Below are 26,912 nucleotides of genomic sequence, written 5' to 3'. Positions count from 1 at the left end.
TGCTGCTCTGTTGACCGGATTGCTGCCGCTCGGTGTCGCCGGGCAGGCGGCTGCCGATGACCCGGATCCGATCGTGTTGGCCTCGTTCGAGGGGGCGGAGCCGTTCGCGTCGCCGCCGAGCGCGGGGATCTTCGGGTGGGGCAGTGACGCCGACGACCCGCCGACGATGGAGTTGCAGGCGAGGGCCGATGCGCCGCAGGGCGACAAGGTGCTGCACGGGACGTACAACATCAGTGGGTACGGCGGCTTCTCGCACGACGTCACTTTCGACCAGAACCCCGGCGACTGGTCGGCGCACAAGGGCATCCGGTTCTGGTGGTACGGGCAGAACACGGCACCTCTTCCGCCTGGTTCCGGCAAGCGGATCTTCTTCGAGATCAAGGACGGCGGCGCGAATGCCGAGGCGTCCGAGTTGTGGAACACGAGTTTCACCGACGACTGGGAGGGCTGGCACCTGGTCGAGATCCCGTTCGCGGAGCTCAACTACCGCGGTGACTACCAGCCGGTCGGCGGCATCGACCAGGTGCTGAACCTGACCCAGATGTGGGGCTATGCCATCACCATGCCGGTCGGGACTCCTGGTGAGTTCGCGATCGACCAGGTGGAGGTCTACGGCAAGGCCGACCCGGCGCTCAAGGCGAGCGTGGTCACCGACGCCGGGGTTTACCCCGTCAAAGAAGGTGGCACCGCCCAAGTCAAGGTGACTGTCGCAACCACGGGCAGTACGCCGCTGGAGGAACCCGTCACGGTCGACTACCGCACCGCAACCGGTACTGCGGGAGCCGGCGACTACACCCCCGTCTCGGGAACGTTCACCTTCCCAGCCGGTACGCCGTCCGGCGCCACCCAGGTCGTCAGCGTGGTCACCAAGAAGGACCGCACCCCTGAGGTCGCCGAGACGATCCCGCTCGAACTCACAGTCACCGGCGCGAAGGCGCCGAGCACCACGCCCCAGGTCATCATCAACGCACACGACCTGCCGTACCTGAACCCCAGGCTTCCGGTGAAACTCCGGGTCAAGGACCTGCTCAGCCGGATGACCCTGGCCGAGAAGGTCGGCCAGATGACCCAGGCCGAGCGGAACGCACTCAAGTCGAAGTCCGACATCGCGACGTACGCGCTCGGTTCGCTGCTGTCCGGTGGTGGCTCCGTGCCGACACCGAACACCCCGGCCGGGTGGGCGGCAATGATCGACACGTTCCAGCTCAATGCGCAGGCGACCCGGCTGCAGGTGCCGCTGATCTACGGCGTCGACGCAGTGCACGGCCACAACAACGTGGTGGGCGCGACGATCCTGCCGCACAACATCGGCATGGGCGCCACCCACGACCCGGACCTGTCCCGGCGGGCCGGCGAACTGACCGCGACCGAGGTCCGGGCGACCGGCGTGCCCTGGGACTTCGCGCCGTGCGTCTGCGTGGTCCGCGACGACCGCTGGGGCCGCTCCTACGAAGGCATCAGCGAGGACCCGGCCTTGGTGAAGGCGATGGCCACGGTCATCACCGGCATGCAGGGCAAGGCCGACGGCACTGAGCTTGCCCAGAGCAACCATGTACTGGCGACCGCGAAGCACTACGTGGGCGACGGCGGTACGACGTACGGGTCGTCGACGACCGGCAACTACAAGATCGACCAGGGCGTCACCGAGGTCACCCAGCAGCAGTTGGAGGCGATCCACCTCGATCCGTTCAAGACGGCGGTCGATCTCGGTGTGGGTTCCGTGATGCCGTCGTACTCGAGTGTCGACATCATCGGTGACGACCAGGGCCCGGTGAAGATGCACGGCAACGCCGCTCTGATCAACGGTGTGCTGAAGCAGCGGATGGGCTTCGACGGTTTCGTGATCAGTGACTGGCAGGCGATCGACCAACTGCCCGGCGACTACCCGAGCGACATCCGTACGTCGATCAACGCCGGCCTCGACATGATCATGGTGCCGACCAACTACGTCGACTTCATCGCCGGTCTCACCGCCGAGGTCACGGCCGGCCGGGTCACCCAGGCCCGAGTCGACGACGCGGTCAGCCGGATCCTCACCCAGAAGTTCAAGCTCGGCCTGTTCGAGCACCCGTACACCGACACCAGCAGGTTCGACCAGGTCGGGTCGGCCGCGCATCGGACGATCGCCCGCGAGGCAGCGGCCAAGTCCCAGGTGTTGCTGAAGAACGACGGCAACCTGTTGCCGCTGACAACCACGCAGAAGGTGTACGTCGCCGGCAGCAACGCCAACGATCTCGGCAACCAGATGGGCGGCTGGAGCATCACCTGGCAAGGGGCCTCCGGCAACACCACGACCGGGACCACGATCCTGGACGGCATCAAGAAGAATGTGCCGACGGCAACGTTCAGCCAGGACGCCTCGGCACCGACCGACGGGTACGACGTCGGGGTCGTCGTGGTCGGCGAGAAGCCGTACGCCGAGGGCATCGGCGATGTCGGCAACAACGGCCACACCCTCGGGCTGACCGACGCCGACAAGGCGACGGTGAGCAAGGTGTGCGCGGCGATGAAGTGTGTCGTCCTGGTCGTCTCCGGCCGGCCGCAGGTCATCGCGGACCAGCTCGGCGACATCGACGCCCTGGTGGCGTCCTGGCTGCCGGGCACCGAAGGCGACGGTGTCGCGGATGTGCTGTTCGGCAAGAGCCCGTTCAGCGGCCGGCTTCCGGTGACCTGGCCGCGCGCCCTCGACCAGGAGCCGCTGAACGTCGGTGACGCGGCCTACAACCCGCAGTACCCGTTCGGTTGGGGTCTGACGACGCAGGCGGCGGCTCGCCAGCAGTTGGCGACGGCGCAGAAGGAGCTGCTACACAAGGGTTCCCGAGACGCCGCGGCACTCGCGGCGGTGGTCTATCTCGAGCTGGCGCTGCGTGTGAAGGACTGGTCAGGTCCGCAGGCACCGGGCGCGCTGGCGGCGCTCGGCCAGGCCGGGAAGTTCTTGCAGAAGTCCAAGGTGGACTCGTTCGCGGACGACGACGCCGTGGTCGGTGCGGCCCGCTGGATCGCGCAGGACCAGATCGGGCAGAACCTCGACGAGGCCACCTCGAAGCTGACCTCCGACGCGGCCCACCTGGCGCTCACCGGCGACTTGAGCACCGCGATCAGCAAGCTGGCGGCGGCGTACAAGCTGCACTGACAGCAGCGTCGAACGGGCAAGGGCCGGCGGAACATTTCCGCCGGCCCTTGCTTTCATGCAGCCAGGCTCAGACCGAGACCAGCTCGCGTTCCGGCTCCGGCTGAGCAGCCGTCCGAATCTTGTTCGGCCACCAAGCCTTGCGGCCCAGCAGCACCATGATGGACGGCAGCATCACGATCCGGACCAACGTCGCGTCGATCAGTACGGCGACGGCCAGCCCGACGCCCATCTGCTTCATCTCGATCATCCCCAGCGTCGCGAAGACGGCGAACACCGACACCATCACGGCCGCCGCGCTCGTCACCACCCCGGCCGACTCGGTGATCCCCTTCCGGACCGCGTCGCGCGGCGACAGCCCTTCGACCACGCCCTCCCGGATCCGTCCCAGCACGAACACGTGGTAGTCCATCGACAACCCGACCAGGATCACGAACAGGAACAGCGGAATCCACGACACCACGAACCCAGGTGAAGTGAAGTCGAGCAACCCCTCCGCCCAGGTGTGCTGGAAAACAAGGGACAGTACGCCGAAGCAGGCGGCCACCGAAGCCAGATTGAGCAGCGTCGTCACCACCGCGATCGCGAGGCTCCGGAAGGTGAAGGCCATCATCACCAGGGTCAGCCCGAGCACGAACGCGATCACGTACGGCAGCTTGTCCCGCTGGTGCTGCCCGTAGTCGCTCTGCGAGGCCGCCTCGCCACCGACCGCCCAAGTTGCCCCAGGCAAGGAATTCAACGCCGCCGGAGCCAGCTTTGTGCGCAGCGAGGTCAACGCATTCTTCGCCTCAGCACTCGATTCACTATGCGGCGACACCAGATTCAGTACCGCGGTACCGCCCGACTGGCGAATCTTCTGCCCAGGTACCGCGACCAGCTCCCCCGACTTCACCGCCGCCGACTCGAGCTTCGCCAATCCCGCAGCGGCAGCCGCTCCGCTCGATGCCTTGGCCACCACCGTGTACGACGTTCCGCGGGACGGGAAGTCCTCCTGCAACGCCGTCATCGTGCGTACCTCGGGGATGCTCTGCGGCAGTGTGTCGAGCCCAGCCGGTGCGGTCTTCATGTCCATCGCCGGTACTGCGAGCGCCGCCACCCCGATGACCGCGACCAGCAGCGCGACGCGCGGGAACCGCAGTACGGGCGCGAGGATCCGCCGGCTGATCCCGGCCGGGCCGATCCGCCGGTTGAGCCGCCAGAGCAGCGGAACGCGCGGCCGGTCGACGCGATGGCCGAGCTTCGCCAGCAAGGCGGGGAGCACCGTCAGCGAGCCGAGGACGGCGACCGCGACGACGACGATCGTTGCCGTCGCCATCGAGGAGAAGGTGGCGTCCTGCGCGACGTACAGGCCGGCCATGGAGACGATGACGGCCAGGCCCGAGACGACCACCGAGTGTCCCGAGGTGGCGGCCGCGATCTCCACCGCGTCGAGCGTACTGCGACCGCGCCGTCGTTCTTCCCGTTCGCGCTTGAGGTAGAACAGCGAGTAGTCGACGCCGACGGCCATCCCGATCAGCAGTACGACGTTCGCCACCGAACCGCCGTCGGGGAACAGGTACGAGAGCGGAGCGTAGAAGCCGAGCGCCGCGCCGACGGCCGAGAACGCCAGCAGGACAGGGATTCCGGCCGCGATCAAGGCGCCGAAGGCAAGCAACATGAGCGCGAACGTGATCGGCAGGCTCAACTTCTCCGCGCTGGCAAGATCCGCACCGACCCGCTTCCAGATGCCCTTGTTCAACGAGGCTTCGCCGGTCTCGTTGATCGAGAGCTCCGGATGCGCCCGCTGTACTTCGGCGGTCGCGGCGATCAGCTTGTCGACGTTGTCGGCCGCGTCGTCCGGCGTGCCCTTCAACTCGATCGGAAGCAAGGCTGCCTTGCCGTTCTCGGCCCAGACCGGCTCGTCAACCTTGCCGACGGCATCGATCGCGGTCAGCTTCTGGCGCAACTGGTTGATCGCGGCCGTCGTGGCGGCCTTGTTCAGCGGACCGTTGGGAGCTGTCAGGAGGACAGTTTCGCTCGGGCGATCGGCGAGTCCGGCCTGCTCGATCAGCTGGGCGGCGACACCTGATTGCCCGGTCCAGGTGTCCTTGGCCTTGGTCTGCTGCTTCGGAACGGCGGCCGACAAGCCGACCGCGACGACGACGAGCAGCAGCCAGAGGCCGATCGCTCGCCACGGATGAGTCGCACTCCACCGTGCGGCACGCACGGTCATCGATCCCCTGCTCATGTTCTACCTCTCGCCGACCCCGCCCAGGCACTCTGCCCGCTGCGTCGAGCCTGTCGCGATCGGCCCGCCAACTCAGGAGCTTCAGGCCCCCAACAAAGGTGGGCCTAGGTCTACCCCGCGGGAGCGGAGGCGGCGGAGCATGCGGGCGTCCTCGAAGCCGACGGCTCGGGCGGCGGCCTCGATCGTGGCGCCGTGGCCGATCAAGTGCTCGGCGCGTTCGAGCCGCAGGATCTGCTGGTAGCGCAGAGGCGTGAGACCGGTCGCGGCCGTGAACACGCGGGTCAGCGTCCGCTCGCTCACCCCGACGCCGCGGGCCAACTCGGCCAGCCGCAGCTGATCGGCGTACCGGCTGTCGATCACGTCCTGGACCCGGTGCGCGAGATCGCTGACATGTCCCCGGTGGCGCAGCATCGCGCTCTCCTGCGGTTCGTCACCGTTCCGCCGGGCGTACACGACCATCTCGCGCGCCACCCGAGCAGCGGCCTCGGCGCCCCGGTCGACCGCGATCAGATGCAGCGCCAGGTCGATCCCGCTGGCGATGCCTGCCGACGTGATGACGCGGTCGTCCACGACGTACAGGACGTCGCGGACCAGGCGGCCCTTCGGGTACCGCGTGGACAAGGTGTCGGTCAGGTCGTGGTGGGTCGTGTAGCTGCGACCGTCGAGCAGGCCGGCCGCGCCGAGAGCGTCCGCACCTGAACAGACGCTCGCGACCTGGCCGCCCGCCGCGTGGTGACTCCGCAACCGTTGCTTCGTCAGCGCCGCGATCGGAACCTGAGGGGTGAAGCGTGGCGAGCGCCAGCCCGGTACGACGATGAGGTCGGCCGGGCTGAGCTCTGGCCAGTCGCGTTGCGCTTTGACGGGGATTCCTTGCGCCGTGACGACCTCGTCCGCTTCCGCCACGTAGTACAGGTCGTAACCATGGCCGAGGTCGTTCGCTGTCGAGAACGCCTGCGCGGGACCGGCGAGGTCCAGCAAATGCAGTTTCGGCAGCAGCAGGAAGACGACCTTGGTAGGCATGATCCGGTCAGGATCCCACGAGCACCGGGGCAATCTCGTCAAGCGTCCGGATGGTGGCGAACCGGCCGGCCAGCGCGTACTCGGTCCGCTCGGCGATCACGGCCGGGCTGAGCGTTCGCGGGTCGGCCAGGATCTCCTCGAGGGTGGCGTCGGCGGGCATCGTCCAGTGCGGTAGCGGGGTGGTCGCGGTCGCCTCGGTGACGAAGACGACGTCGTACCCGAGGTCGGACGCGACCCGCGTGGTGGTCTCGCAGCACTGCTCGGTGCGGATGCCGCTGATGACGAGTTCGCGGATGCCGCGCTGGGTCAGCAACTGCTGCAGATTCGTGGTGGTGAAGGCGTTGTGCGAGGTCTTGGCGATGACCGGCTCGCCGGCCGCCGGGGTCAGGCCTTCGATCAGCCGGACGTGCCCCTCGGCCGGGTCGAACGCGCCACCGGTGCCCGGTTCGGTGTGCAGGATCCAGACCACCAGGTCGCCGCGGTCGCGGGCCGCGGCGACCAGGCGGTTGACCCGGTCGGCGATGTCGGGGTGGTCGACCGCGCTCCAGTTGGGGCGGACCCGGAAGGATTCCTGGACATCGATGACGATCAGCGCTGTCTGGCTCATGCCGTCGATCCTGCGGCCGGACGGGCGGCTCGCGAAAGACATCAACCAGCCCCGCACCGGACGGATCTGGTCAATCCCGGGCATATGTATTTACAACGTTGGAGAAGTGATTTGACGAATTCGAACCGTTCCAAACTATTCCAAACAGCCGAAAAGCCTGCTTACAGTGCCCGGGTCGGCACTGTGAGCGCGCTCTCCCGCCGACACCCAGCGTCAACCAGTGAGGGGATAGCAATGCCTGACAACCTGCCCCGCCGCCAAGTCCTGCGTACCGCCGGTGCGCTCGGCCTGGGTGCCGCGGCCGTCGGCGCCCTGCAGACCGGGGCCGACGCCGTGGGAACGCCCGATAAGGTCGCCGCCATGGATGCGCACCACGGACACGGACGACTCGTCATTCGCAAGGACCCGTTCGGTACGACGCCGGACGGTCAGGCGGTCGACGTCTACACCTTCAGCAACGGCCGGATCACGATCTCGATGCTGACCTGGGGGGCCACCATCCAGCGGGTCGAGACGCCCGACCGGCGCGGCCACACCAAGAACATCAGCCTCGGCTTCGACAACCTGCCCGATTACGCGGCCCTCAGCCCGTACTTCGGCGCGACCGTCGGCCGCTACGGCAACCGGATCGCCAAGGGCCAGTTCAGCATCGACGGGAACCACTACCAGATCCCGGTCAACAACGGCGAGAACGCCCTGCACGGCGGCACGATCGGCTTCGACAAGAAGGTCTGGAAGGCCAAGGTGGTCGAGACCTCGTCGGCCGTCGGCGTCGCCTTCACCTACGTCAGCCCGGACGGCGAGATGGGCTTCCCGGGTGAGCTGACCAGCCGGGTGACCTACACGCTGGACCGGCACGACAACCTGCGGATCGACTACCACGTCACGGTCGCCGGCAAGCCGACCGTGCAGAACCTCACCAACCACGTGTACTTCAACCTGGCCGGTGAAGGATCCGGCACGATCGAGGGACACGTCCTGCAGCTCAACGCCGCGAAGTACACGCCGGTGGACGCCGGCCTGATCCCGACCGGCGAACTCGCCCCGGTCGCCGGAACGCCGTTCGACTTCACCAGGCCGACGCCGATCGGCGCCCGGATCCGGGACGACCACCCCCAACTGGTGATCGGGCGTGGCTACGACCACAACTTCGTCCTCGGCAAGCCCGACTCGCACGGGATGCGGTTCGCGGCCCGCTTCTGGGAGCCCGAACACGGCCGGACGGTGACCGTCCACACCACCCAGCCGGGTGCCCAGTTCTACAGCGGCAACTTCCTCGACGGCACCATCCAGGGCATCGGCCACAAGTCCTACCGCCAGGGCGACGCCTTCGCCTTCGAGACCCAGCACTTCCCCGACTCCCCCAACCAGCCGAACTTCCCGTCCACGGTCCTCCGCCCGGGCGAGACCTTCACCTCCACCACGATCTACACCTTCGGCACGAAGTAGCCCCACTGCGCGTACTGCGGTCTCCGGGAGACCGCAGTACGGCGCTTGTGACTGGTGTGGAGTACGCCGGATCGCAGGTGGCAGCGACCCGCTGGAGTCAGAAGCGAAGGGTGGCCTAACTCGCTTAGGGTCGACGGTATGTCGGAGCCCGTGCTCGAGATTCCGTTTGCTGATGCGTTTCAGTTCGACCCGTCGCCTACGTTCGCCGAGTTGCGGGAGAACCGGCCGGTTGCCCGGGTGCGCACGTTGGCGGGGGCCGAGGTGTGGTTGGTGACGCGGTACGACGACGTACGGATGGTGCTCGCCGATCCGCGGTTCTCGCGGGCAGCGGTGGTCAAGCAGGGGGCGCCTCGGGTCGCGCTGGCCAAGCCGATGCCGAACAGCTTGACCACGACGGATCCGCCGGAGCACACGCGGCTGCGGAAGCTGGTGTCGTCGACGTTCGCGCATCGGCGGATCGAGCGCACCCGGCCGTGGGTCGCGGAGTTGTCGGCCAAGCTTGCCGATGATGTCGCGGCCGCCGGCGACGGAGCCGATCTCCGCGAGCTGGTCGCCTTGCCCCTGCCGATCCAGGTGATCTGCCAGCTGCTCGGAGTCCCGTACGCCGATCGGGCCCAGTTCCGCGAGTGGACCGAGCTGGGGTACAGCATGCGGATGGCCGAGAAGGACCTGGTCGAGCAGGCGATGGCCGACCTCACGGCGTACATCGAAGAGCTGGTCGAGCGGAAGCTGGCGAACAGCGACCAGCCGGCCGAGGACCTCCTCGACGAACTGGTGCGCGCTCGCGAGGAAGGCGATCGGCTCAGCCAGGAGGAGCTGATCTCGTTCGGCGTCAACCTGCTCGTCGCCGGCCACGAGACGTCCGCGAACCAGATCTCCAGCGTCGTCGCGACCCTGCTGCGCTGGCCGGAGAACTGGGCCCGCCTGGTCGCCGACCACTCGCTGGTCGACTCCGCGATCGAAGAACTCCTTCGCTTCAACCGCTTCAGCGAGGTCGGCCAACTGCGGGTCGCGCTCGAAGACGTCGAACTGCACGGCGTACAGATCAAAGCCGGCGAAGGCGTGATGGCGGCACTCAACTCGGCGAACCGTGACCCTCGCCAATACGACGATCCCGACGAACTCCGCCTGGACCGCAAGGACAACAAGCACCTGTCCTTCGGCTTCGGCCCCCACTTCTGCCTCGGCGCCCAACTCGCCCGCATCGAACTCCAGGAGTCCCTCCTGGCCCTCCTCCGCCGCTTCCCCAACCTCACCCTCACCAAGCCCGCCGAATCCCTCCCCTGGCGCCAAGTCCTGGTCAGCGGCCTAGCCGAACTCCCCGTCAACCTGGGTCTTCCCGCCTGACCGGTGGGTTCAGAAGGTTGGGGGATGGGGCACTGTGGGGGTGTGGCTTCTTATGTGGATCCTGAGGGTGAGTACGAGCGGGACAGTGACTACATCAGTACGCGGATCACGGCGGATGGGCGGGACGGGTATGCCGTCGAGCCGGGGCGGTACCGGCTGGTGGCGGCGCGGGCCTGTCCGTGGGCCAATCGGGCGATCATCGTACGGCGGTTGCTCGGGCTCGAGGACGTGTTGTCGCTCGGGTTGTGCGGGCCCACCCACGACAAGCGGAGTTGGACGTTCGATCTCGATCCGGGTGGTGTCGATCCGGTCCTGAAGATTCCGCGACTGCAGGACGCCTACTTCAAGCGCGACCCGGGGTACGAGAAGGGCATCACGGTGCCGGCGATGGTCGACGTACAGAGCGGCGCCGTCGTCACGAACGACTTCGCGCAGATCACGCTCGACCTGTCGACCGAGTGGACGCAGTACCACCGCGAGGGCGCGCCCGACCTGTACCCCGAGGCGCTGCGGGCCGAGATCGATGAAGTTGCCCAGCGCATCTATACGGAGGTCAACAACGGGGTGTACCGCGCTGGGTTCGCCGGATCGCAGGAGGCCTACGAATCGGCGTACGACCGGCTGTTCGCGGCACTCGACTGGCTGTCCGAGCGGCTCGCCAAGCAGCGGTATCTCGTGGGTGACACCATCACCGAGGCCGACGTGCGGCTGTTCACCACGTTGGCACGCTTCGACGCCGTCTATCACGGCCACTTCAAGTGCAACCGGAACAAGCTCACCGAACTACCGGTGCTGTGGGCGTACGCGCGCGACCTGTTCCAGACGCCGGGCTTCGGCGACACCATCGACTTCGTGCAGATCAAGCAGCACTACTACCTCGTGCACACCGACATCAACCCGACCCACATCGTCCCCAAGGGGCCCGACCTGTCGACGTGGCTGACCCCGCACGGCCGGGAAGAGCTTGGTGGAAAGCCGTTCGGAGACGGTACGCCGCCCGGTCCGCCCGGCGACGGCGAACGGGTCCCGGCCGAGCACAGCGCGAGTCGGCGCCCGTAGTACAGGAACCGTCGGAGCACACTGAGGGCACCTCAACCTTGGAAGGAGGCCGGCATGCCCGGCTCCGAGCTCTACGAGAAGTTCATGGCGCTGCACACCCGCGAGGGTGGCTTCGTCATGCCGAACGCCTGGGACGGGTTGTCCGCTCTGATCCTGGCCGAGGCGGGCTTCGAGGCGATCGGTACGTCGTCCGCGGCGCTCGCGGCCACCCTCGGCCGGCACGACGGACTCCACGCGATCAGCCTCGACGAACATCTCGACCATGCCCGCCTGCTCGGCCGGCTCACCGGGCTGCCGATCAACGGCGACTTCGAGGACGGGTACGGCGAAACGCCTGAGGACGTCGCCGGTACGGTCGAGGTCGCCGTCGCCGCGGGGCTCGCTGGGATCGGCATCGAGGACAGCTCAGGCGACGCCGAGCGACCCATTCGCGACTTCGACGACGCCGTACTCCGCGTTCGGCACGCCGTCGACGCGGCGAAGGGCCGCATTGTCGTCACGGGCCGCACCGACAACTTCTTCCGCGGCAACCCGGACCTCGACGACACCATCCGCCGCCTCACCGCCTTCGCCGAGGCAGGTGCCGATGTGCTCTACGCACCCTTCCCACCCGACCTGGCCGCGGTCCGCGCGATCGTCACGGCTGTCGCCCCGAAGCCTGTCAACATCGTCGTCTCCCCGGCCGACCGGAAGCTGACAGTCGCCGAACTGCAGGAGGCCGGCGTCAAACGCATCAGCCTCGGCATGGCGCTCTACGCCCACACAATGGCAGCCCTCGAACAAGCCACGAAGTCGCTGCTCGCCGGCGACATCGCCTCAGCCACCAACGGCATCACCTTCGCCCGCCTGACCGAACTCCTCAACCAAACCACCCAGGACTGACCCCTCCACTCCGCCTGCCAAGGCGCGGTTTCTTCACTAGCTGGATAGAAACCATCGCCATGTGCAATTTTCTTTCCAACTGAGGTGCGACGAACCCGTGGTGGTTTGGGGTGGACCACATCACTGGTGAGAGCGCGACGCAGAAACCGACAAGTAGGTGGAGCGGCGAGGCGGACGCGCGGCACGCTCGGTCGGCCCAACGTGGCCGACCCGCGACGCAGGAGCGGGGTGCGTCGAAACCGGTTGCCTGGCGGGAGTTGGCGGGGGACGACCGCGTTTGTCAGCCGCGACGCAGGAGCGGCGTCGTGGGGTGGGTTGGTCGAGCGACGACGGAGGAGGCGCGAAGCGGGCGTAGTACGAAAGCAACAGCCGGCCAGAGATTCTGGCCGGCTGTTGACGGGTTGGGTCAGTTCTGGTTTGCGGTGGCGAGGTTGTTTTCGGCGTCGTACTGGACGATGAAGGCTGCCGCGTCGTCGTTGCTGGAGGCAATGGCTGAGGCGAGGACCTCGGGGGTGCGGGGGCGGTCCGACGGCCAGTCGCTGAGCAGGGCCCAGGCGCGCTGACGCTTCTTGTCGAGGTCGCCGCCGGCCGAGGTCTTCGGCTTCGGGGCGGCCGGGCGGTTCGGGGTCGTCCGGGCGGTCACCTCACGGGCGATCACGGTCGGCTCCTCGGCGCGTACCGGCTCGGAACCAGCCGGCACCGCAGGCTCCTGCGACGCGACGACGACCGGCTCCTCGACGGCCGGCACCGGCGCGGTCGACGAGGGAACGCTGTTGCGTACCACGGTTTTCGGCTTGCGCGCGGCCGCCGGCTTGGGCAGCGACGGCTTGACCACGGCCGGCTTCGGAGCTGCCGGTACGACGTGCTCCTGCTCGGCGACCGGCTGCGCAACCGACGAGGCGACCGGCTGAGCGACCGACGAGGCGACCGATGACGCGACCGAGGGGGCGGCCGACTGCTGCGCACCCGGCAGATCCGCTTGCGGGACAGCCGGTGCGACCGGCTCCGGGACCACGGGTGCGAACGGTGAGGTCTCCTGGACGACGGGCTTCACGTAAAGCGAGCTGGGCGCCTCTTCGACGACCTCGGCCTCGTCCGCATCGTCCGTACTACGGTCGTACGGGAGGTACTCGACCGCCATCAGTTCACCGGTCATCGCCTCCCCCCACTGGTCGTCGTCGCGCAGCGGCACCCCGCCCGGGCGGAGCTGCTGAGCGGGGACCTGGTGGGCCGGCAACTGCTGCACCGGCGGCGTCGTGCCCTCGACGACCCACACTGCGGCGCGCAGATCGGTCCGCTCGTCCTTCGCCGGTGTAGGTTCCGGCTCCTCGGGCGGGGGCGGCGAGATCGCCAGCGTCAACTTGTTCGTGACGACCTCGTAGTTGATCCGCTCCTCGAGCATCCCGGCCAGCCGGTCCGCGTCGTACGTCGTCTCGGCGATCTTCGCGAGCCGCTCGTCCTGGTGCTCGGAACGGATGTACTCGGCAACGGTCCCGGCGATCGCGTCGCGGCGCGCGTTGTTGCGGATCTGGTGCCGCGCGGCGCGCAGGCTCTCGTACAGCCCGTACCCGTGCTCGAGCGCGATCGAGCGCGCCAGCCAGGTGACCTTCGGCTCGCGGGCCCACTGGACCACGCCGTACACGGGTCCGGTGGTGGCCATCTGGCCGGCCTTGCGCAGTGCGTCGCGACGACGGGCGGAGCTGTGGATCAACCACAGCACATAGGCGAACGCGGACAGGCCGCCGAAGCCGAAGGCGAGGAACCGCTCCTCCGGCCGCCAGTGACCGACCACGTTGAAGACGAGCGCGACGATCGCGGCGAACAACGACATCGCGCGGTAGGCGTAGGCCTGCTCACCCTTGCGGCGGCGCAGGTCGGCCAGCGCCGCGGTGGCGACACCGCCGAGCTCGATGACGGCGACGGCGGGCGTGACGAGGGCGATCTTCAGGAACGGTGAGAAGCCCTCGTCGGGCCACGGGATGTGAGTGACGCCGGCCCAGACCTGACCGACGAGGGCGGCCGTGGCCGCGGTGGCGTAGAAAGCGTAAGCAACTTTGTCAGCACCGGTGAGAGGTACGTTGGCGAGCTCGCCAGTACTGGTGCTGGTGGTGTTCTCCTGCAAGACGTGGTCTCCTGACCGGTTTGGGCTCTCCGGCAGTTCGTCGGCGATGTTGATGCGGCCTCCCCAGGTGGCTGGACGAGGCTACCGGTTCCGGGGCCCTCCCGGGGAGTCGATCCCGGAATCGATCTGCTACTGCTACCCCACCGTCCCCAACGAACGTCTGCTTCACACTTCCAACTCCCCCACACCCCCGCCCATCACGGAGGAAAACCCGCGCATCCCGAAGCGCCCCGCAGTACGGAACCACCCTTCTCCGTACTACGTGCCGCGGCTCCAGGACCGGTAATCGACTTGCAGGACCTCATGTGTGCGGCAACGATCTCAGAAACCTGGAGGTGGAACGTGATCAAGACGATCAGGTCGCTGGTCGATCCGTCGGTCTTACGCGACCACTTGGGCGAGGTCTACGGCGTCGGCTTCCGTGAGTGCACCTTGATCCGGTCGTTCGTCAACGACGTCTACCACCTGGCGAGTGCCGAGCAGTCGTACGTACTCAAGCTCTATCGCGCAGGTGGCCGGCAACCGGGCGAAGTGCGCTGGGAGGCCGACCTCGCGACTCACTTGAGCAACGCAAGTCTCGCGGTCCCGCGGGTGGTGCCTCTGGCTGATGGCTCCGAGGTGGGACTACTCGAAGCAGCCGAGGGCGCGCGACCGTATCTCCTGTCCACATTCGTGCTGGGCACCAAGCCGCGTCCCCCGTTCACCGGTGAGCTCTACCGTTCCTTCGGCGAGCTGATCGCCACCTTCCACGACGCCGCCGACAGTTTCCGCTCCCCGCACCCGAGACTCCCCGCCGACCTTCACCACAACCTGGAAACGCCGCTCGCCGAGATCGCACCACTCCTCGCACCGGCCGACCGCGAGCTGCTCGAGAGACTGGCGATCGCAGTACAGGATCACTTCGCTCAGCACGACGGGCCGAGCTGGGGCATCTGCCACGGAGACGTCACCCTCGACAACATCCTGCAGAACGGTGACGGTCTCGCGATCCACGACTTCGACCTGTCGGCCGAGGGCTACCGCGCCACCGACTTCGCCGGCGTCGCCGGCACCGAGCACTGGAGCAGTTTCGTCGACGGCTACACCACCAGGCGTCCGATTCCGGCAGCCGACCTCGCCGCTGTCCCCTACTCGAGAGTCGTCGGCAGCATCTCCAACCTGCGCTTCCATCTCCGCGACAAACCGCTGTTCCGCGGCAGTGAGTCGATCAACGAAGGGTGGGCCGACGGCGAACTCGGCGTACTACGCCAAGCCGCCGCCGACCTGCTCTGACGTGGCGATTCAGTCGACGAGCATCTTCTGGGCCTGGGCGGCGAGGGCGCCGGAGCGCGCGTCGTCCGAGGTGCCGTCGGAGACCAGTACGGCGTACCGGAAGTGGAGGGTCTCGTTGGGGGCGAAGGGGAGTTCCTCGGAGAAGAAGGGCGCTGGGCAGACGGCGGCGAAGTCCTCGGAGCGGACGAACCACTGCGGTGGGTGGCGCGGGTTGTCGGTGGCGTCGGCGATGATTACCGTGGATCCACGGTCCACCTCGTCGTGCTTGCCGGAGAAGCCCATCCACGCCGCTCGCTGACCGCGGAGGTCGTCGCCACCGAGCCCTTGTGGTGCAAGGACAGTTCCACCCGTGAAGGACCGAGGGCCGCGCCAGAACAGCCCGCCGTACCCAGCGTTCTCCCGGCCCGCCGTTGTCGGGCTACCGATCTGCACGTTCTCACCGGAGACGTTCGTCATCGAGGTCTCGTAGACGAGCACCCACCCGTCGTCCGCCAGCCGCGTGGACAACGTGCGGGTCTCATCCACCACGTGCGCACCGGCCTGCGTGTGCCAGGACAGCCGATGCGTGAAGCGAACAAGGTCGTCGGAAACGTCGAGCGCATCGATCTCGTCGTGCACCATCGCGCCGTTGTTGTCCAACTGCTCGTACCCGTTCGCCAGCGAGAACGTCGGCCCGCCCCAGAAGTTCTCGTGCCCGAAGTGCGGCAGCGACCAGGTCAGCCCCTTGTGCCAGATGTGGTCGTGCGGCCGGTAGACGGAGACCAGATCGCCGCCGAGCGTGCGCATCGGATGCATGTACGGCCGCGGCGACTCCAACTGCGGGTCGGTCGGGTTGTACACGTAGGTGAACAGCTCGCCGTCGCCGGCCGTCACCTGGATCGACCGGCCGACCGCATGGTTGCAGCCCAGTGCTTGCGTCATCTATCCGTGCTCCTCGTCGTCTCGTTCGATCGCCCACGGCGCGCCCAGCTCGCTGAACAGCGCAAGCTCCTCACCCGCCCGTGTCACCCACTTCTCCACCTCGGCCACGATCGGGCGCCGCTCCGGCCCATCACCGTCCCAGCGGATGAACCGGGCCGGTATCTCCAGCGGCGCCGGCGCCACCCGAACGGCCTCGACCACGCGAGTGAATCCACCCGTCTCCGCAAACGGCGCCAGCAACGGCACCGAGGGATCCGCCCGATGGTCCAGCAGGTTCTCCAGCAGATCGTCCCGCCCGTACTGCGTATCGCTCGTCCGCCCGTTGATCGTCAACGACAGCCGGTCCACCGAATACCGCAGGACGGCCCGCCCCTCAGAGCCGTGCACGATCACCATCGGCTCGGGATCGTTCTGGTCGGCGCACAAGGTCAGCGCCGTCACCACCGTCGTACCGCGGCTCGTCACCACCCGTACGGCGGACGTGTCGTCGGACTCGATCGGATTCGCCCGGAACAGCTCGGTCTCGACGGACTCCACCTGGTCGGCACGCCCCGAACCGTCGATCATCAACGCGGCCGCGGTCGCATGAGCGAACGGATTCGTCACCGCGCCGTCCACCACATCGATCCCGTCGAGGCTCCGGCGCCCGGCCCAGCGAGCGCGTTGCCAGTACTGCGCGGTGCGAACCCACGTGCCGATCGCCCCGATCCCCCGCAGTTCGCCCAGACTCCCGTCGGCCACCAGCTCGGCCAACGTCCGGGCCGCCCGCGATCCCGCGACCTGGAACCCGACCTGGCAGATCCGCCCGGTCTCCTCGATCACCGACACCAGGTGCTCGAACTCGGCCAGCGACGCGGCCGGCGGCTTCTCCAGCAGTACGTCGGCTCCCGAGCGCAGCGCGAGTTCCGCGAGCGGCACGTGGGTCTGGATCGGCGTACTGATCACCACCACGTCGACCTCGACAGCGGCGAGCAACTCGCGCAGGTCGGCGTACACGGCCACGTCCGGGGGCAACTCGTCACCGGGCGGTCGCGGATCGGCGACCGCGAGCAGGCGGACCCTGCCCTCGGTCGCCAACTTGATCACGTGCCGAAGATGCGTGGCGCCGTGCCCGTGCACGCCGGCCAGTGCCACGGTGGCCGGCCGAGACGCCGTCGCGGCGTCCCAGCCGATCACCGGAAATCAGTTGCTGACAGCAACGTCACTTGGTGAGCTCCCCGTTGACCTCGTCGATGAACTTCTGCGCCGCCTGGTCGGGCTTCATCCGGCCGAACAGCACCTCGGTGGTGTAGCGCTGAATGATCTTCTCCACCTGACCACCACCGACCGGCGGGGGCGGCGAAGGCTCGCCGAGTTCGGACGAGATGGCCTGGATGAACGCCTGCGACGCGGCATCGGCCGGCTTCAGCTTCAACGCGACCGCGGCGCGGATCTCGGTGTTCGGCGGCACACCCCGCTCGGCGAGCAGGATGTTGCCCGCGGCCGGGCTGTTCGCGAGGTAGTTGACGAACTCGGCCGCCTCCTTCGGGTGCTTCGTCCGGGAGGAGATCGACCAGAACATGGATCCCTTGTAGTACGCGCCGTTCTCGGTCGCCTTGCCGGTCACACTCGGCAGCCGCAACAGCTTGAGCTGCTGACCGGAAGCCTTGCTGAGGGCATTCAGCTGGTTGCTCCAGGCGTAGCCCATCGCCAGCTTGCCGGTCGCCATCCCGGACTGGTCCAGCGGCGCGTTCATGTCCTGCGCGGTGAACGCCGCGGAGGGGATCGCCTTCGCGTCCTGCATCTTGAGCAGGTTGGTGTAGAACTCGGTCACGCCCTCCTTGGTGACGCCGAGCTTGCCGTCCTTGGTGAACAAGGACTGACCGTGCTGCCGGGCCCACATGTTCAGGCTGGCATCGTTGGTCCCGTACGCCGCTGTGCCCCAGCCCTTGCCGTTCAGCTTCGCGCTGATCTGCTGGGCCAACTGGCTGTACTGGTCCCACGTCCAGGTCTTGTCGTCGGGCAGCGCGACCCCGGCGGCTTTGAAGACGGCCGGGTTCGCCACGATGGTGAAGGCGTTGATGCCGGCGTTCAACCCGTACAGGCCGTTGTCGAACTCGCCGGCGCCGAGGGTGTCCGGCTGGAACTTGCCGGTGTCCAGGCCGTCGGCCTTCTTCAGGTCGAGCAGCGCGCCGCGGTCGGCGTACTCGCGCAGGTACTTCTCGTCCATCTGGATGATGTCCGGCGCGTCGTTGGCGGCGACCGTGGTGGCGAGTTTGTCCCAGTAACCGGCCCATTCGCCGAACTCGCCCTTGATCTTGATGTTCGGGTGTTCCTTCTGGAACGAGTCGATCACCTGCTGGGTGAGCTTGTGCCGGGTGTCGGAACCCCACCAGTTGAACCGGAGGGTGACCTCGCCGTTCGCGGACTGACCGCCGGACGAGCCGCCGCAGGCGCTCGCGGCCAGCATCGCCACGGCGACGGCGACGGCGGCCAGGCCGCGGAGACGACGGCCTCTGAGCGGTGCGCGGGTGGAGCGGGAGAGCGGCCTCATGGTGGGCACCTTTCAGCGGATTACTTGATACCGGTGGTCGCGATCCCCTTGATCAGGAAGCGCTGACCAAGCAGGAAGGCAAGGAAGACGGGGACGAGCGAGACGACCGACATCGCGAACATCGAACCCCAGTTGGTACTGGCGGTGGCGTCGACGAAGGACCGGAGCGCGACCGGCACGGTGTACATCTTCGGATCGGTCAGGTAGATCAACTGGCTGAAGAAGTCGTTCCAGGTCCAGATGAACGTGAAGATCGTCGTGGTCGCCAGGGCCGGCACCATCAAGGGGAGGATCACCCGCAGAAAGATCCCGGCCTTGCCGCAGCCGTCGATCCGGGCCGCCTCGTCCAGTTCGCGCGGGATGCCGCGGATGAACTGCACCATCAAGAAGACGAAGAACGCGTCGGTGGCCAGGAACTTCGGCACGATCAGCGGCAGGAACGTGTTGATCCAGCCGGCTTGGGAGAACAGGATGTACTGCGGCACGATCACCACGTGGATCGGCAACATGATCGTCACCAGCATGATCGAGAACCAGAACTTCTTCCCGGCGAACTCCAGTCGCGCGAACGCGTACGCCGCCATCGAGCAGGACACCAGGTTTCCCAGTACGGCACCGAAGACGACGGCTGCCGAGTTCAGCAGGTACCGGGTGAACGGCTCGGTCAGGGCGTTCCAGCCGACCCGGTAGTTGCTGATCTCGAGATCCTTGATCAGCAGGCCGGGTTCGCGGAAGATCTCGTTGCCCGGCCGCAGCGAACTGACGACCATCCAGATCACCGGGTAGAGCATCACCAGCGCGGCCGCGGCCAGCGCGAGATGGGTCAGGACCGGCCGGATCCGGGCCCGGCCGAAGGTGGCGGACCGGCGGCGTACGACGGCCGTCCGCAGCGTCTCAGTCGTCATAGAACACCCAGTACTTCGAGGCGATGAAGTTGATCGCGGTGAAGACCCCGATGATCACGAGCAGGAACCACGCCATCGCGGACGCGTAGCCCATGTCGAAATTGCCGAAGCCACGGTCGTAGAGATAGAGCGTGTAGAACATCGTCGAGTCGGACGGCCCACCCGTCCCGCCGGAGACGACGAACGCCTGGGTGAACGACTGGAACGCGTGGATGATCTGCAGCACCAGGTTGAAGAAGATGATCGGGGTGAGCAGTGGCAGCGTGATGCTGCGGAACCGGCGGAACGCACTGGCGCCGTCGACCGACGCGGCCTCGTAGTACATCGCCGGGATCTGGCGCAGGCCGGCCAGGAAGATCACCATCGGGGCGCCGAAGGTCCAGACGTTCAGCACCACCAGGGTGCCGAGCGCCGTACTCGGGTCCGAGATCCATCCCTTGCCGTCGAAGCCGAGCGGCTGCAGCACCTGGTTCAGCAGGCCCTCGGTGCCGAAGACCTGCTTCCACAGGATCGCGATCGCGACACTGGAGCCGAGCAGCGACGGCAGGTAGAAGATCGAACGGTAGAAGGCCATTCCGCGAACGCCGCGATCCAGTACCACGGCCAGCAGCAGGGCCACCGCGAGTTGCAGCGGGACGGAGACGAACACGTAGGTGAAGGTGACCTGCAGCGAGTTGTGCAGCCGCTGGTCGGACAGCATCCGGGTGAAGTTCTCCAACCCGATCCACTCGGGCGCCTGGATCAGGTTGTAGTCGGTGAACGCCAGGTAGAGCGAGGCCAGCATCGGGCCGATGGTGATCACGAACAGCCCGAGCAGCCAGGGCGTCAGGAACAGGTACCCCGCGAGGTTGTCCCGCTTCTTCGTCTTACCCTGCCCGGGCGGTTTGTTCCGACCGAGCGTGCTCAGTTCTCCCAGCGCGCTCATACTTTCTTTCCTCCAGAAAGCTCTGATGCTCGGAAAGCGTTTGCCCAGGCCCGCCAAGTTAGCGCTCACACACGGATCGGGCAAGACCTCACCAGCAGATTCGCTGACCGGTTCCGGACAGCTGCGGAGTATTGACAGGACATACTGGTCCGGCAACAGTACTGTGCATTTGGCAACCGCTTTCCCCGCCTGTCCGGAGGACTTGATGCAGCGCCGTACCTTCCACGCCGGACCGCTCATCGGCCTGTCCGGCGAGGACCTGCCGACAGCTGAGGGGTCCGGTCCCTACCCTGCCGCTGGTGATCTGGACGAGGACTTCCTGACCCTGTTGACCCGGGCCCACGACGCGCAGGTCCCGCTGGTTCTGAGCAGCACCCAGGAGCCCGGTGACGACGTCCGAGCCCTGGCACGCAAAGGCCGCCGGCTGGTCGCGGCCTACGTCTGGAACCGTTCGGCCTACTTCCACGACGCGAGCCTGCTCGACCCGCTCGGGGTGCTGTGCGACCGAGTGGCCGCCGCGCAACACGAGGACGGCCTCTTCGACATCGGCAATCTGCACTCGCCGCCGGACACTTCCTTCGCCATCCAGGATCTGTGCCTGACCTGGGCGCTGCTGGACGCCGACGACGAGGCGGCGACCGGTCCGCACCGCGAGGTCATCGAGCAGATCCTCCGCAAAGCTGGACCGGCACTGGCTTCCGGGGGTCTCCACACGCCCAACCACCGCTTCGAGGTCTCGGCCGCACTGGCCCGCACCCACCAACTCTTCCCCGACGACCGGTACGCCGTACGCATCGACGAATGGCTCGCGGAGGGTGTGGACGCGACCGAGGACGGCATCTACAGCGAGCGGAGTCCCAACTACGCGGTGGCCGTCACGAATCCGAGTCTGCTGACGATCGCCCGGCTCCGGGACCGGCCCGAGTTGATCGACTACGTCCGGCGGAACCTGATCGCGACGATGTTCCACCTGGAGCCGAACGGCGAAGTCGAGGCAGTCGCCTCCCGTCGGCAGGACCAGACCATGCGCCAGCACGTCTCGCGGTACCTGACCCAGTTCCGCGAGTTGGCCCTGCGCGACGCCGACGGGCGGTTCGCGGCCGTCGCGCAGGAGATCGCAGACCGCGACGCCGGCGAGCTCGGCGACTTCCTGGCCGAGGTACTCGAACAGCCGTTCCTCGCCACCCGGCTGCCGGCGGCGGCGCCGACTCCGGACGACTTCGTCCAGGACTATTCCGCCCAGCAGTTGGCCCGGATCCGGCGCGGCGGGCGGACCGCCACCGTCTTCGGCGGCACCGACTTCCACGACATCCCCGTGATCGCCTCGGGTCTGTCCACGAATCCGACCTTCTTCAAACTCCGGCAGGGCGCCGCGATCCTCGACTCGGTTCGGCTGTCCCCACAGTTCTTCGGCACCGGCCACTTCCGCAGCGACGGCCTCGAACGGATCGGGCCGGCCACCTTCCGGCTGTCCGACGAGGTGAAAGTGCCGTACCACCTGCCGTTGCCACCGAGCCACCGGCGTACCGACGGCGCTTACGCTCTCACCCCCGACGGCCGGTTCTACGCCTCGATGGACTTCCCGCACCGGCCCAAGCACTACCGCGTACTACGAACCGCCGTCACCGTCGCCGAGGTCGCCGACGGGTTCGACCTGACCTTCGAGTTGACCGAGTCGGAGGTGCTGCTGGCGATCGAGCTCTGCTTCCGGCCCGGTGGAACCCTGACCGGCGTCGACATGCTCGATGCCGATGGCAACTACCAGCTCAGCACAGGCACCGGCCGGTACACCGTCGGCGGCGACTGGATCGAGTTCGGGCCCGGCAACGGAGACACCCGGGTGGCGATGGATCCGGGCGAGCGCTACACCCAGCTCAACGGCCACCTGACGCCGGACGGCCTCCGCGTCTACCTCACCGGCCGCTCGCCTCTCCGGTACACGCTGAAGCTGCGCACCAGCGGCTGACTGAAATCTGCTCACGTCCCGGGACCCGGCTGTCGGTGCCAGGCTGTACAAAGGGAGCGTGACTTTTCATGCCGCGGTTTTCATTGCGACCAGCCTGGACGGATTCATCGCGCGCCCGGACGGGTCGATCGACTGGCTGACGGACCCCGCCGAGAAGCCCGGCGACACCGGGTACCAGGAGTTCATGGCCGTCATCGACACCGTGGTACTGGGCCGGAAGACCTATGAAACCGTGCTCGGCTTCGACTTCTGGCCGTACGAGGGCAAGCAGGTCGAGGTGCTCAGCAGCACCCTGCCGGCCGAGGCCGACGAGCGGATCATCGTGCACCGGACCCTCGACGGACTGGTGCAGACCCTGAACGACCGCGGCGCCAAGCGCGTGTACGCCGACGGCGGCGGGGTCATCCGGACGTTCCTGCGAGCCGGCCTGCTGAACGAACTCACCATCACCACCGTGCCGGTCCTGATCGGCTCCGGCATCCGGCTGTTCGGCGAACTGGACCACGACATCCACCTCACCCACAACGCCACCCGTACCCTGAACGGCGGCTTCACCCAATCGGACTACACCGTCCGCCTGCGCTGAACCACAACCCCGGCTGCAGGTCCCGGTGGGTCAGCGGGTTTCGAGGACGGCAAGGTCACGTTCGGCGTACTGGCGGTGTTCCCATTCCTCGATCAGGACGGCGCCCAGACAGCGGCGCAGGGGGAAGCTTTCCGACTCCGGGTAGCCGGGAGTGAGGACGGGCTCGGTGTGGCCGGCGAGTTGTTCGTCGGTGAGGCCGGCGAGGACCCGGCGTACGGTCGCCTGGCGGTCGACGCGGAGGACGAGGACCTCGTCGAGCGAGGGGCGGGCGTCGAGATCACGCGGTACGCCGGGGATGTCGGGCATCTCGTCGTGCGGCAGGTCCAGCGAATCCCACGGCGCCGGCTCACCGAGGACGGCCCGGCTGACCCAGGCGTCGGTGGCGAAGACGAGGTGCCGCAGGGTCTCGATGAACGACCACTCGCCGTCGACCCGCTCGTGCAGCAACGCCGGGTCGAGCCGGGCGGCCCGCTCCACGGTCCCCTGCCAGAGCGGTTCGAGGAGATCCCACGCTGCCCGGAAACCGTCGGCGTCACTCGGCTGCATCTTCGCGCGCTCCGGATACCGCCGGTTCAGTTCCGCCTCGACCAGCGGAACGACGTCGACACCGTTGATCCGGACGTTCTCGATCTCCCCGCTGATCTCGACATCCGCCACCAGGGCGCCCCGGATCGTCACCCCGGAGAGATCGACCAGGTTGAACCGCGCACCCTTCAGATCGACGTCGCGGAACCGCGCGTCGGTCAGGTAGACGTCCTCGAACCGGGAGCCGGCCAGGTTCTGCTTGATGAAGTCAGCCACCCGGGCAGCATTTCCCATCCCAGGCGTCCGGGTCCAGCCTGCAGCGTGCGCGGGCTGCCCGGTCGGCCACACCACCCACCACCACGGCCGGGCGAGAATCATCCGGCGGCCTGGCGATCGGGGCTCTGCTCTCCACCGCCGAGCCGGTCGCGGAGGAATCCGGCGATCGCGGCCCGCGCGGACCGGGCCTGCCGCACCAGCCCGGGCATGCTGAGGAACGCGTGCGCCGCCTTGGGAATCTCGATCAACTCCGCCGGCGTTCCGGCCTTGCGCAGGGCGTCGAAGTACGTCCGGCCGTGGTCCGCCACCGGGTCGAGGACCGGCACGACCAGGAGCGCCGGCGGCAGGCCGCCGAGATCGTCGGCGTACAGCGGCGACACAGCTCTGGCATCCGCTCCCGCGGGAACGGCCAGTCGACGGAAGAACTCCATCTGCTTCACCGTGAGGACCGGGCTGTCGGCGTACTCCGTCATCGACGGGTAGTCGAGCGCTGTCGTGGTCAGGTCGACGCAGGGATTGACCAGCACCTGCGCGCGCAGCAGCAGACCGGATTCTCTTGCCCGCAAGGCAGACAGCGCCGCGACCATCGACCCGGTGCTCTCCCCGAACACGACGACCCGCGCCGGGTCCACTCCCCACTGCGCGTTGTTCTGTACGACGTGACGCAGTACGTCCCAGCCGTCGTCGACAGCGGCGGACAGTGGCATGTTGAAGTCGATGAGCCGGTGCTCCACCGAGACGACTACGGCAGGCAGCCGTGCGGCCAGATGACTGTTGGTCCAGTCGCACTGCACCGCAGTACCGACGAATCCGCCGCCATGGACGTGCAGCACCAGGGGCAGGGCGCTACCGCCGCCGGTCGGCCGGTAGACCCGGACCGGGACCACTCGGTCCGGCAGCCTCACCTGCTCCCACTTGCTGCTCGCCTTCCGGTCCGGAAGCCCGGTGACCACCCGGATCAGCGGGGACTTCAGCCTGCGGTTCTGAGCCTCCCGGAAGCCGACCAGGCTTTCCATCGACATCGTCGACCAGTCCGGCTCGCCTCGCAGGGAGTAGAGCAGCCGGACTCCCAGCGACGGCTGCTGGACGGCGGTGGAGTGGGTCATGTCTGCTCCTCCTGCTATTTCGCTACCGCTAGTATCGATACTGAAAGTAGCATAAGTCGCTAAGGTGTGACCATGGCTCGAACAACACGACCCGGCCGGCCGCGCGTGAGCGTCGACGCCGAGGTCTTCGCGGCAACGCTGAAGACGGTCCACGAGCTCGGCTACACCCACGCCACCGTCGACCGCATCGCTGCCGCCGCAGGCGTCGCGAAGACCACGATCTACCGCCGCTGGCCCTCCAAGGGCGCCCTGATCACCGCCTGCCTCGTCGACGCCTTCGGCCCGCTGCCGGTGACCGGGACCGACCGGGCCGCGGACCTGGCCTCAGCGATTCACTTCGGCGCGGCGAAGATCGGCGAACCCGGGATCGCCGCGGCCTTCGCCGGGGTGTTCACCGACGCCATCGGCGACCCCGCGCTGCGGCAGATCCTGTCCACGCAGTTGCAGGACCCCTACCGGATCGTGCTCCAGGAAGTGCTCGGCGAGTCGGAGCAGCGCGTCCTCTTCTTCATCGACGTCGTCATCGGCACCCTGCTGCACCGGATGGGGATGACCGGCGAGCCGATGGTCGGCGCCGACGTCGACGCCCTGGTCGCGATGATCCAACGGGACTTCGGCCCGGAAGTTGCCTAGCGCAAGGATTCGGCCAGCAGCCGCCGCAGGGCGCCGGCTTCGGGAATCGTCGCGAAGGACGGATTGCTCATGTGCGGCTGCCGGAGAACCTCGAGCGTCGACAGCGCCGGCTGAGCCGCGATCTCGGTGCGCGGGAGCGGGTCGCCGAGGAACCGCAGGCTCAGCGGTACGACGTACTTGGTGGCCCAGTACGCCGGACCCCGGATCTCACCGACCGCATGGATGCCCGGCTCAGGTGTCGCGCCGGACGAACCGCTGACCCAGAGGAAGACCGGCTGCCCGGCCGCAAAGATGGCTGACCGGTAGTTGTCCTGGACGCACCAGGTCTCGACGCCGTGCGCGACCAGCTCCGGCAGCTCGGTCAGCGACGGGTTGCACTTGAGGATCCAGCCGCCGAGATTGTCCGCCGTCACCCGCCGGGTCATCGAGCGGGAGTCTTACCGCCGGCCCAGCAGGTCGACGGCCTCGGCGGCCCAGTAGGTGAGGATCGTGTCGGCGCCGGCGCGGCGGATCGAGGTGAGGGTCTCCAGGATCGCCCGCTCGCGGTCGATCCAGCCGTTGGCGGCCGCGGCCTCGACCATCGCGTACTCACCGGAGATGTTGTACGCGGCAACCGGTACGTCGACGTGGTCGCGGACCTGCCGGATGATGTCGAGGTACGCCAAGGCGGGCTTCACCATCACGATGTCGGCACCCTCGGCGATGTCGAGATCGACCTCGCGAAGAGCCTCGTGCGCGTTGCCCGGGTCCTGCTGGTACGTCTTCCGATCGCCTTGCAGGGAAGAACCCACCGCTTCACGGAACGGCCCGAAGAAGGCGGACGCGTACTTCACCGAGTAGGCGAGGATCACCGTGTCGATGTAGCCCGCCGCGTCCAGCGCACTCCGGACGACTCCGACCTGGCCGTCCATCATCCCCGACGGTCCGACCACGTGCGCGCCGGCGGCAGCCTGCGCGATGCCCATCTCGGCATAGAGCTTCAGCGTCGCGTCGTTGTCGACCCGGCCCTGGGCGTCCAGGACGCCGCAGTGCCCGTGTGAGGTGAACTCGTCCAGGCACAGGTCGCCCATCACCAGCAGCTCGTCGCCGACCTCGCTGACCGCGTCCCGGATCGCGACGTTGAGAATGCCGTCCGGATCGATCCCGCCCGATCCGGTCTCGTCCTTCTCGGTCGGTACGCCGAACAGCATCACTCCGCCGAGCCCGAGCTGAGCCGCCTCGGCGACCGCCTTCCGCGCAGTGTCGCGAGTGTGCTGGTAGACGCCGGGCATCGAGCTGATCGGGATCGGCTCGGTGGCGTCTTCCCGGACGAACATCGGCAGGATCAGCTGCCTCGGTTCGAGCGTGGTCTCGGAGACCAGCTTGCGGATCGCCGCCGACGACCGCAGCCGACGGGGCCTCACACCCGGGAATCCAGTCAT

At 67.7% G+C, this 26,912-nt stretch carries 22 protein-coding genes; 9 read left to right on the top strand and 13 right to left on the bottom strand.

Annotated elements, in window-relative coordinates:
• Positions 1-10 precede the first annotated feature (10 nt).
• Positions 11-3,133: a glycoside hydrolase family 3 N-terminal domain-containing protein gene (locus EV138_RS20980; protein ID WP_238158265.1), complete on the top strand. Its 3,123-nt coding sequence runs from the start codon at positions 11-13 to the stop codon at positions 3,131-3,133.
• 67 nt (positions 3,134-3,200) lie between these two features.
• Here the strand turns inward: EV138_RS20980 and EV138_RS20975 are convergent, their stop codons facing one another.
• From EV138_RS20975 to EV138_RS20965, 3 genes are all read right to left on the bottom strand, one after another.
• A complete protein-coding gene (locus EV138_RS20975; protein ID WP_133980552.1) occupies positions 3,201-5,342 on the bottom strand; it encodes an MMPL family transporter in 2,142 nt (713 codons plus the stop codon).
• Positions 5,343-5,438: 96 nt separating this feature from the next.
• A complete protein-coding gene (locus tag EV138_RS20970) occupies positions 5,439-6,377 on the bottom strand; it encodes a GlxA family transcriptional regulator (RefSeq protein WP_133980551.1) in 939 nt (312 codons plus the stop codon).
• A 7-nt stretch (positions 6,378-6,384) separates the two neighbouring features.
• Entirely contained in the window at positions 6,385-6,984 is a 600-nt protein-coding gene (locus tag EV138_RS20965; protein ID WP_133980550.1) for a cysteine hydrolase family protein, read from the bottom strand.
• A 234-nt stretch (positions 6,985-7,218) separates the two neighbouring features.
• On the opposite strand from EV138_RS20965, the gene EV138_RS20960 reads away from it, so the two are divergent.
• The 4 genes from EV138_RS20960 to EV138_RS20945 all read left to right on the top strand — a co-directional run bounded on the left by EV138_RS20960 (position 7,219) and on the right by EV138_RS20945 (position 11,721).
• Positions 7,219-8,433, top strand: a complete 1,215-nt coding sequence (locus EV138_RS20960; protein WP_133980549.1) for an aldose epimerase family protein — start codon at positions 7,219-7,221, stop codon at positions 8,431-8,433.
• Between the two features lie 138 nt (positions 8,434-8,571).
• The gene (locus EV138_RS20955) at positions 8,572-9,780 is read left to right on the top strand and encodes a cytochrome P450 (protein WP_133980548.1); all 1,209 of its coding nucleotides are present in this window, start codon (positions 8,572-8,574) and stop codon (positions 9,778-9,780) included.
• A gap of 42 nt (positions 9,781-9,822) precedes the next feature.
• Positions 9,823-10,839: a glutathione S-transferase family protein gene (locus tag EV138_RS20950; protein WP_133980547.1), complete on the top strand. Its 1,017-nt coding sequence runs from the start codon at positions 9,823-9,825 to the stop codon at positions 10,837-10,839.
• Positions 10,840-10,893: 54 nt separating this feature from the next.
• A complete protein-coding gene (locus EV138_RS20945; RefSeq protein ID WP_133980546.1) occupies positions 10,894-11,721 on the top strand; it encodes an isocitrate lyase/PEP mutase family protein in 828 nt (275 codons plus the stop codon).
• A gap of 406 nt (positions 11,722-12,127) precedes the next feature.
• Here the strand turns inward: EV138_RS20945 and EV138_RS20940 are convergent, their stop codons facing one another.
• Positions 12,128-13,843: a hypothetical protein gene (locus tag EV138_RS20940; protein ID WP_133980545.1), complete on the bottom strand. Its 1,716-nt coding sequence runs from the start codon at positions 13,841-13,843 to the stop codon at positions 12,128-12,130.
• A gap of 342 nt (positions 13,844-14,185) precedes the next feature.
• Between EV138_RS20940 and EV138_RS20935 the strand changes: the two genes are divergently transcribed.
• Positions 14,186-15,115, top strand: coding sequence for a phosphotransferase enzyme family protein (locus tag EV138_RS20935; protein WP_133980544.1), 930 nt, complete (start codon positions 14,186-14,188; stop codon positions 15,113-15,115).
• Positions 15,116-15,124: 9 nt separating this feature from the next.
• Here EV138_RS20935 and EV138_RS20930 read toward each other — a convergent pair whose 3' ends face one another.
• Genes EV138_RS20930 through EV138_RS20910 form a run of 5 tightly spaced genes read right to left on the bottom strand, consistent with a single transcriptional unit; the run spans position 15,125 to position 20,399 of the window.
• Positions 15,125-16,036 (bottom strand): DUF6807 domain-containing protein, encoded by a 912-nt coding sequence (locus tag EV138_RS20930; protein ID WP_133980543.1) that lies wholly within the window; start codon positions 16,034-16,036, stop codon positions 15,125-15,127.
• Positions 16,037-17,212, bottom strand: a complete 1,176-nt coding sequence (locus EV138_RS20925) for a Gfo/Idh/MocA family protein (RefSeq protein WP_133980542.1) — start codon at positions 17,210-17,212, stop codon at positions 16,037-16,039.
• A 25-nt stretch (positions 17,213-17,237) separates the two neighbouring features.
• Positions 17,238-18,569 carry an ABC transporter substrate-binding protein gene (locus EV138_RS20920; protein ID WP_133980541.1) on the bottom strand — a complete coding sequence of 444 codons (1,332 nt, stop codon included), beginning with the start codon at positions 18,567-18,569 and terminating at the stop codon, positions 17,238-17,240.
• Between the two features lie 20 nt (positions 18,570-18,589).
• Positions 18,590-19,474 carry a carbohydrate ABC transporter permease gene (locus tag EV138_RS20915; protein WP_133980540.1) on the bottom strand — a complete coding sequence of 295 codons (885 nt, stop codon included), beginning with the start codon at positions 19,472-19,474 and terminating at the stop codon, positions 18,590-18,592.
• Positions 19,464-20,399 carry a carbohydrate ABC transporter permease gene (locus EV138_RS20910; protein ID WP_133980539.1) on the bottom strand — a complete coding sequence of 312 codons (936 nt, stop codon included), beginning with the start codon at positions 20,397-20,399 and terminating at the stop codon, positions 19,464-19,466. The genes EV138_RS20915 and EV138_RS20910 overlap by 11 nt, the downstream gene beginning before the upstream one ends.
• Before the next feature lie 205 nt (positions 20,400-20,604).
• On the opposite strand from EV138_RS20910, the gene EV138_RS20905 reads away from it, so the two are divergent.
• Together EV138_RS20905 and EV138_RS20900 are read left to right on the top strand one after the other, a co-directional pair.
• Positions 20,605-22,365 (top strand): hypothetical protein, encoded by a 1,761-nt coding sequence (locus tag EV138_RS20905; RefSeq protein ID WP_202866778.1) that lies wholly within the window; start codon positions 20,605-20,607, stop codon positions 22,363-22,365.
• A 58-nt stretch (positions 22,366-22,423) separates the two neighbouring features.
• Positions 22,424-22,951 carry a dihydrofolate reductase family protein gene (locus tag EV138_RS20900; RefSeq protein WP_133980538.1) on the top strand — a complete coding sequence of 176 codons (528 nt, stop codon included), beginning with the start codon at positions 22,424-22,426 and terminating at the stop codon, positions 22,949-22,951.
• Between the two features lie 30 nt (positions 22,952-22,981).
• Here the strand turns inward: EV138_RS20900 and EV138_RS20895 are convergent, their stop codons facing one another.
• Together EV138_RS20895 and EV138_RS20890 are read right to left on the bottom strand one after the other, a co-directional pair.
• The gene (locus tag EV138_RS20895) at positions 22,982-23,752 is read right to left on the bottom strand and encodes a DinB family protein (protein WP_202866777.1); all 771 of its coding nucleotides are present in this window, start codon (positions 23,750-23,752) and stop codon (positions 22,982-22,984) included.
• Positions 23,753-23,850: 98 nt separating this feature from the next.
• Entirely contained in the window at positions 23,851-24,858 is a 1,008-nt protein-coding gene (locus EV138_RS20890; protein ID WP_133980536.1) for an alpha/beta hydrolase, read from the bottom strand.
• A gap of 72 nt (positions 24,859-24,930) precedes the next feature.
• On the opposite strand from EV138_RS20890, the gene EV138_RS20885 reads away from it, so the two are divergent.
• On the top strand, positions 24,931-25,491 hold the full coding sequence (locus EV138_RS20885; protein ID WP_133980535.1) for a TetR/AcrR family transcriptional regulator: 561 nt from the start codon (positions 24,931-24,933) through the stop codon (positions 25,489-25,491).
• Here EV138_RS20885 and EV138_RS20880 read toward each other — a convergent pair.
• Positions 25,488-25,916 carry an EVE domain-containing protein gene (locus tag EV138_RS20880; RefSeq protein WP_133980534.1) on the bottom strand — a complete coding sequence of 143 codons (429 nt, stop codon included), beginning with the start codon at positions 25,914-25,916 and terminating at the stop codon, positions 25,488-25,490. The two genes, EV138_RS20885 and EV138_RS20880, sit on opposite strands and share 4 nt — an antisense overlap.
• A 12-nt stretch (positions 25,917-25,928) precedes the next feature.
• Complete coding sequence (hemB, locus tag EV138_RS20875; RefSeq protein WP_133980533.1) at positions 25,929-26,912, bottom strand: porphobilinogen synthase; 984 nt, start codon at positions 26,910-26,912, stop codon at positions 25,929-25,931.

It is taken from the genome of Kribbella voronezhensis (assembly GCF_004365175.1).
GTDB classification, from domain to species: domain Bacteria; phylum Actinomycetota; class Actinomycetes; order Propionibacteriales; family Kribbellaceae; genus Kribbella; species Kribbella voronezhensis.
This window is presented reverse-complemented; position numbering and strand designations above follow the sequence as displayed.

Bases quoted from the DNA above. Each gene is read 5' to 3' on its own strand.
- EV138_RS20930 (WP_133980543.1), bottom strand. From the start codon at position 16,036: ATGACGCAAGCACTGGGCTGCAACCATGCGGTCGGCCGGTCGATCCAG.
- EV138_RS20975 (WP_133980552.1), bottom strand. From the start codon at position 5,342: ATGACCGTGCGTGCCGCACGGTGGAGTGCGACTCATCCGTGGCGAGCG.
- EV138_RS20890 (WP_133980536.1), bottom strand. From the start codon at position 24,858: ATGACCCACTCCACCGCCGTCCAGCAGCCGTCGCTGGGAGTCCGGCTG.
- EV138_RS20915 (WP_133980540.1), bottom strand. From the start codon at position 19,474: ATGACGACTGAGACGCTGCGGACGGCCGTCGTACGCCGCCGGTCCGCC.
- EV138_RS20960 (WP_133980549.1), top strand. From the start codon at position 7,219: ATGCCTGACAACCTGCCCCGCCGCCAAGTCCTGCGTACCGCCGGTGCG.
- EV138_RS20945 (WP_133980546.1), top strand. From the start codon at position 10,894: ATGCCCGGCTCCGAGCTCTACGAGAAGTTCATGGCGCTGCACACCCGC.
- EV138_RS20955 (WP_133980548.1), top strand. From the start codon at position 8,572: ATGTCGGAGCCCGTGCTCGAGATTCCGTTTGCTGATGCGTTTCAGTTC.
- EV138_RS20920 (WP_133980541.1), bottom strand. From the start codon at position 18,569: ATGAGGCCGCTCTCCCGCTCCACCCGCGCACCGCTCAGAGGCCGTCGT.
- EV138_RS20885 (WP_133980535.1), top strand. From the start codon at position 24,931: ATGGCTCGAACAACACGACCCGGCCGGCCGCGCGTGAGCGTCGACGCC.
- hemB (WP_133980533.1), bottom strand. From the start codon at position 26,912: ATGACTGGATTCCCGGGTGTGAGGCCCCGTCGGCTGCGGTCGTCGGCG.
- EV138_RS20910 (WP_133980539.1), bottom strand. From the start codon at position 20,399: ATGAGCGCGCTGGGAGAACTGAGCACGCTCGGTCGGAACAAACCGCCC.
- EV138_RS20965 (WP_133980550.1), bottom strand. From the start codon at position 6,984: ATGAGCCAGACAGCGCTGATCGTCATCGATGTCCAGGAATCCTTCCGG.
- EV138_RS20905 (WP_202866778.1), top strand. From the start codon at position 20,605: ATGCAGCGCCGTACCTTCCACGCCGGACCGCTCATCGGCCTGTCCGGC.
- EV138_RS20970 (WP_133980551.1), bottom strand. From the start codon at position 6,377: ATGCCTACCAAGGTCGTCTTCCTGCTGCTGCCGAAACTGCATTTGCTG.
- EV138_RS20880 (WP_133980534.1), bottom strand. From the start codon at position 25,916: ATGACCCGGCGGGTGACGGCGGACAATCTCGGCGGCTGGATCCTCAAG.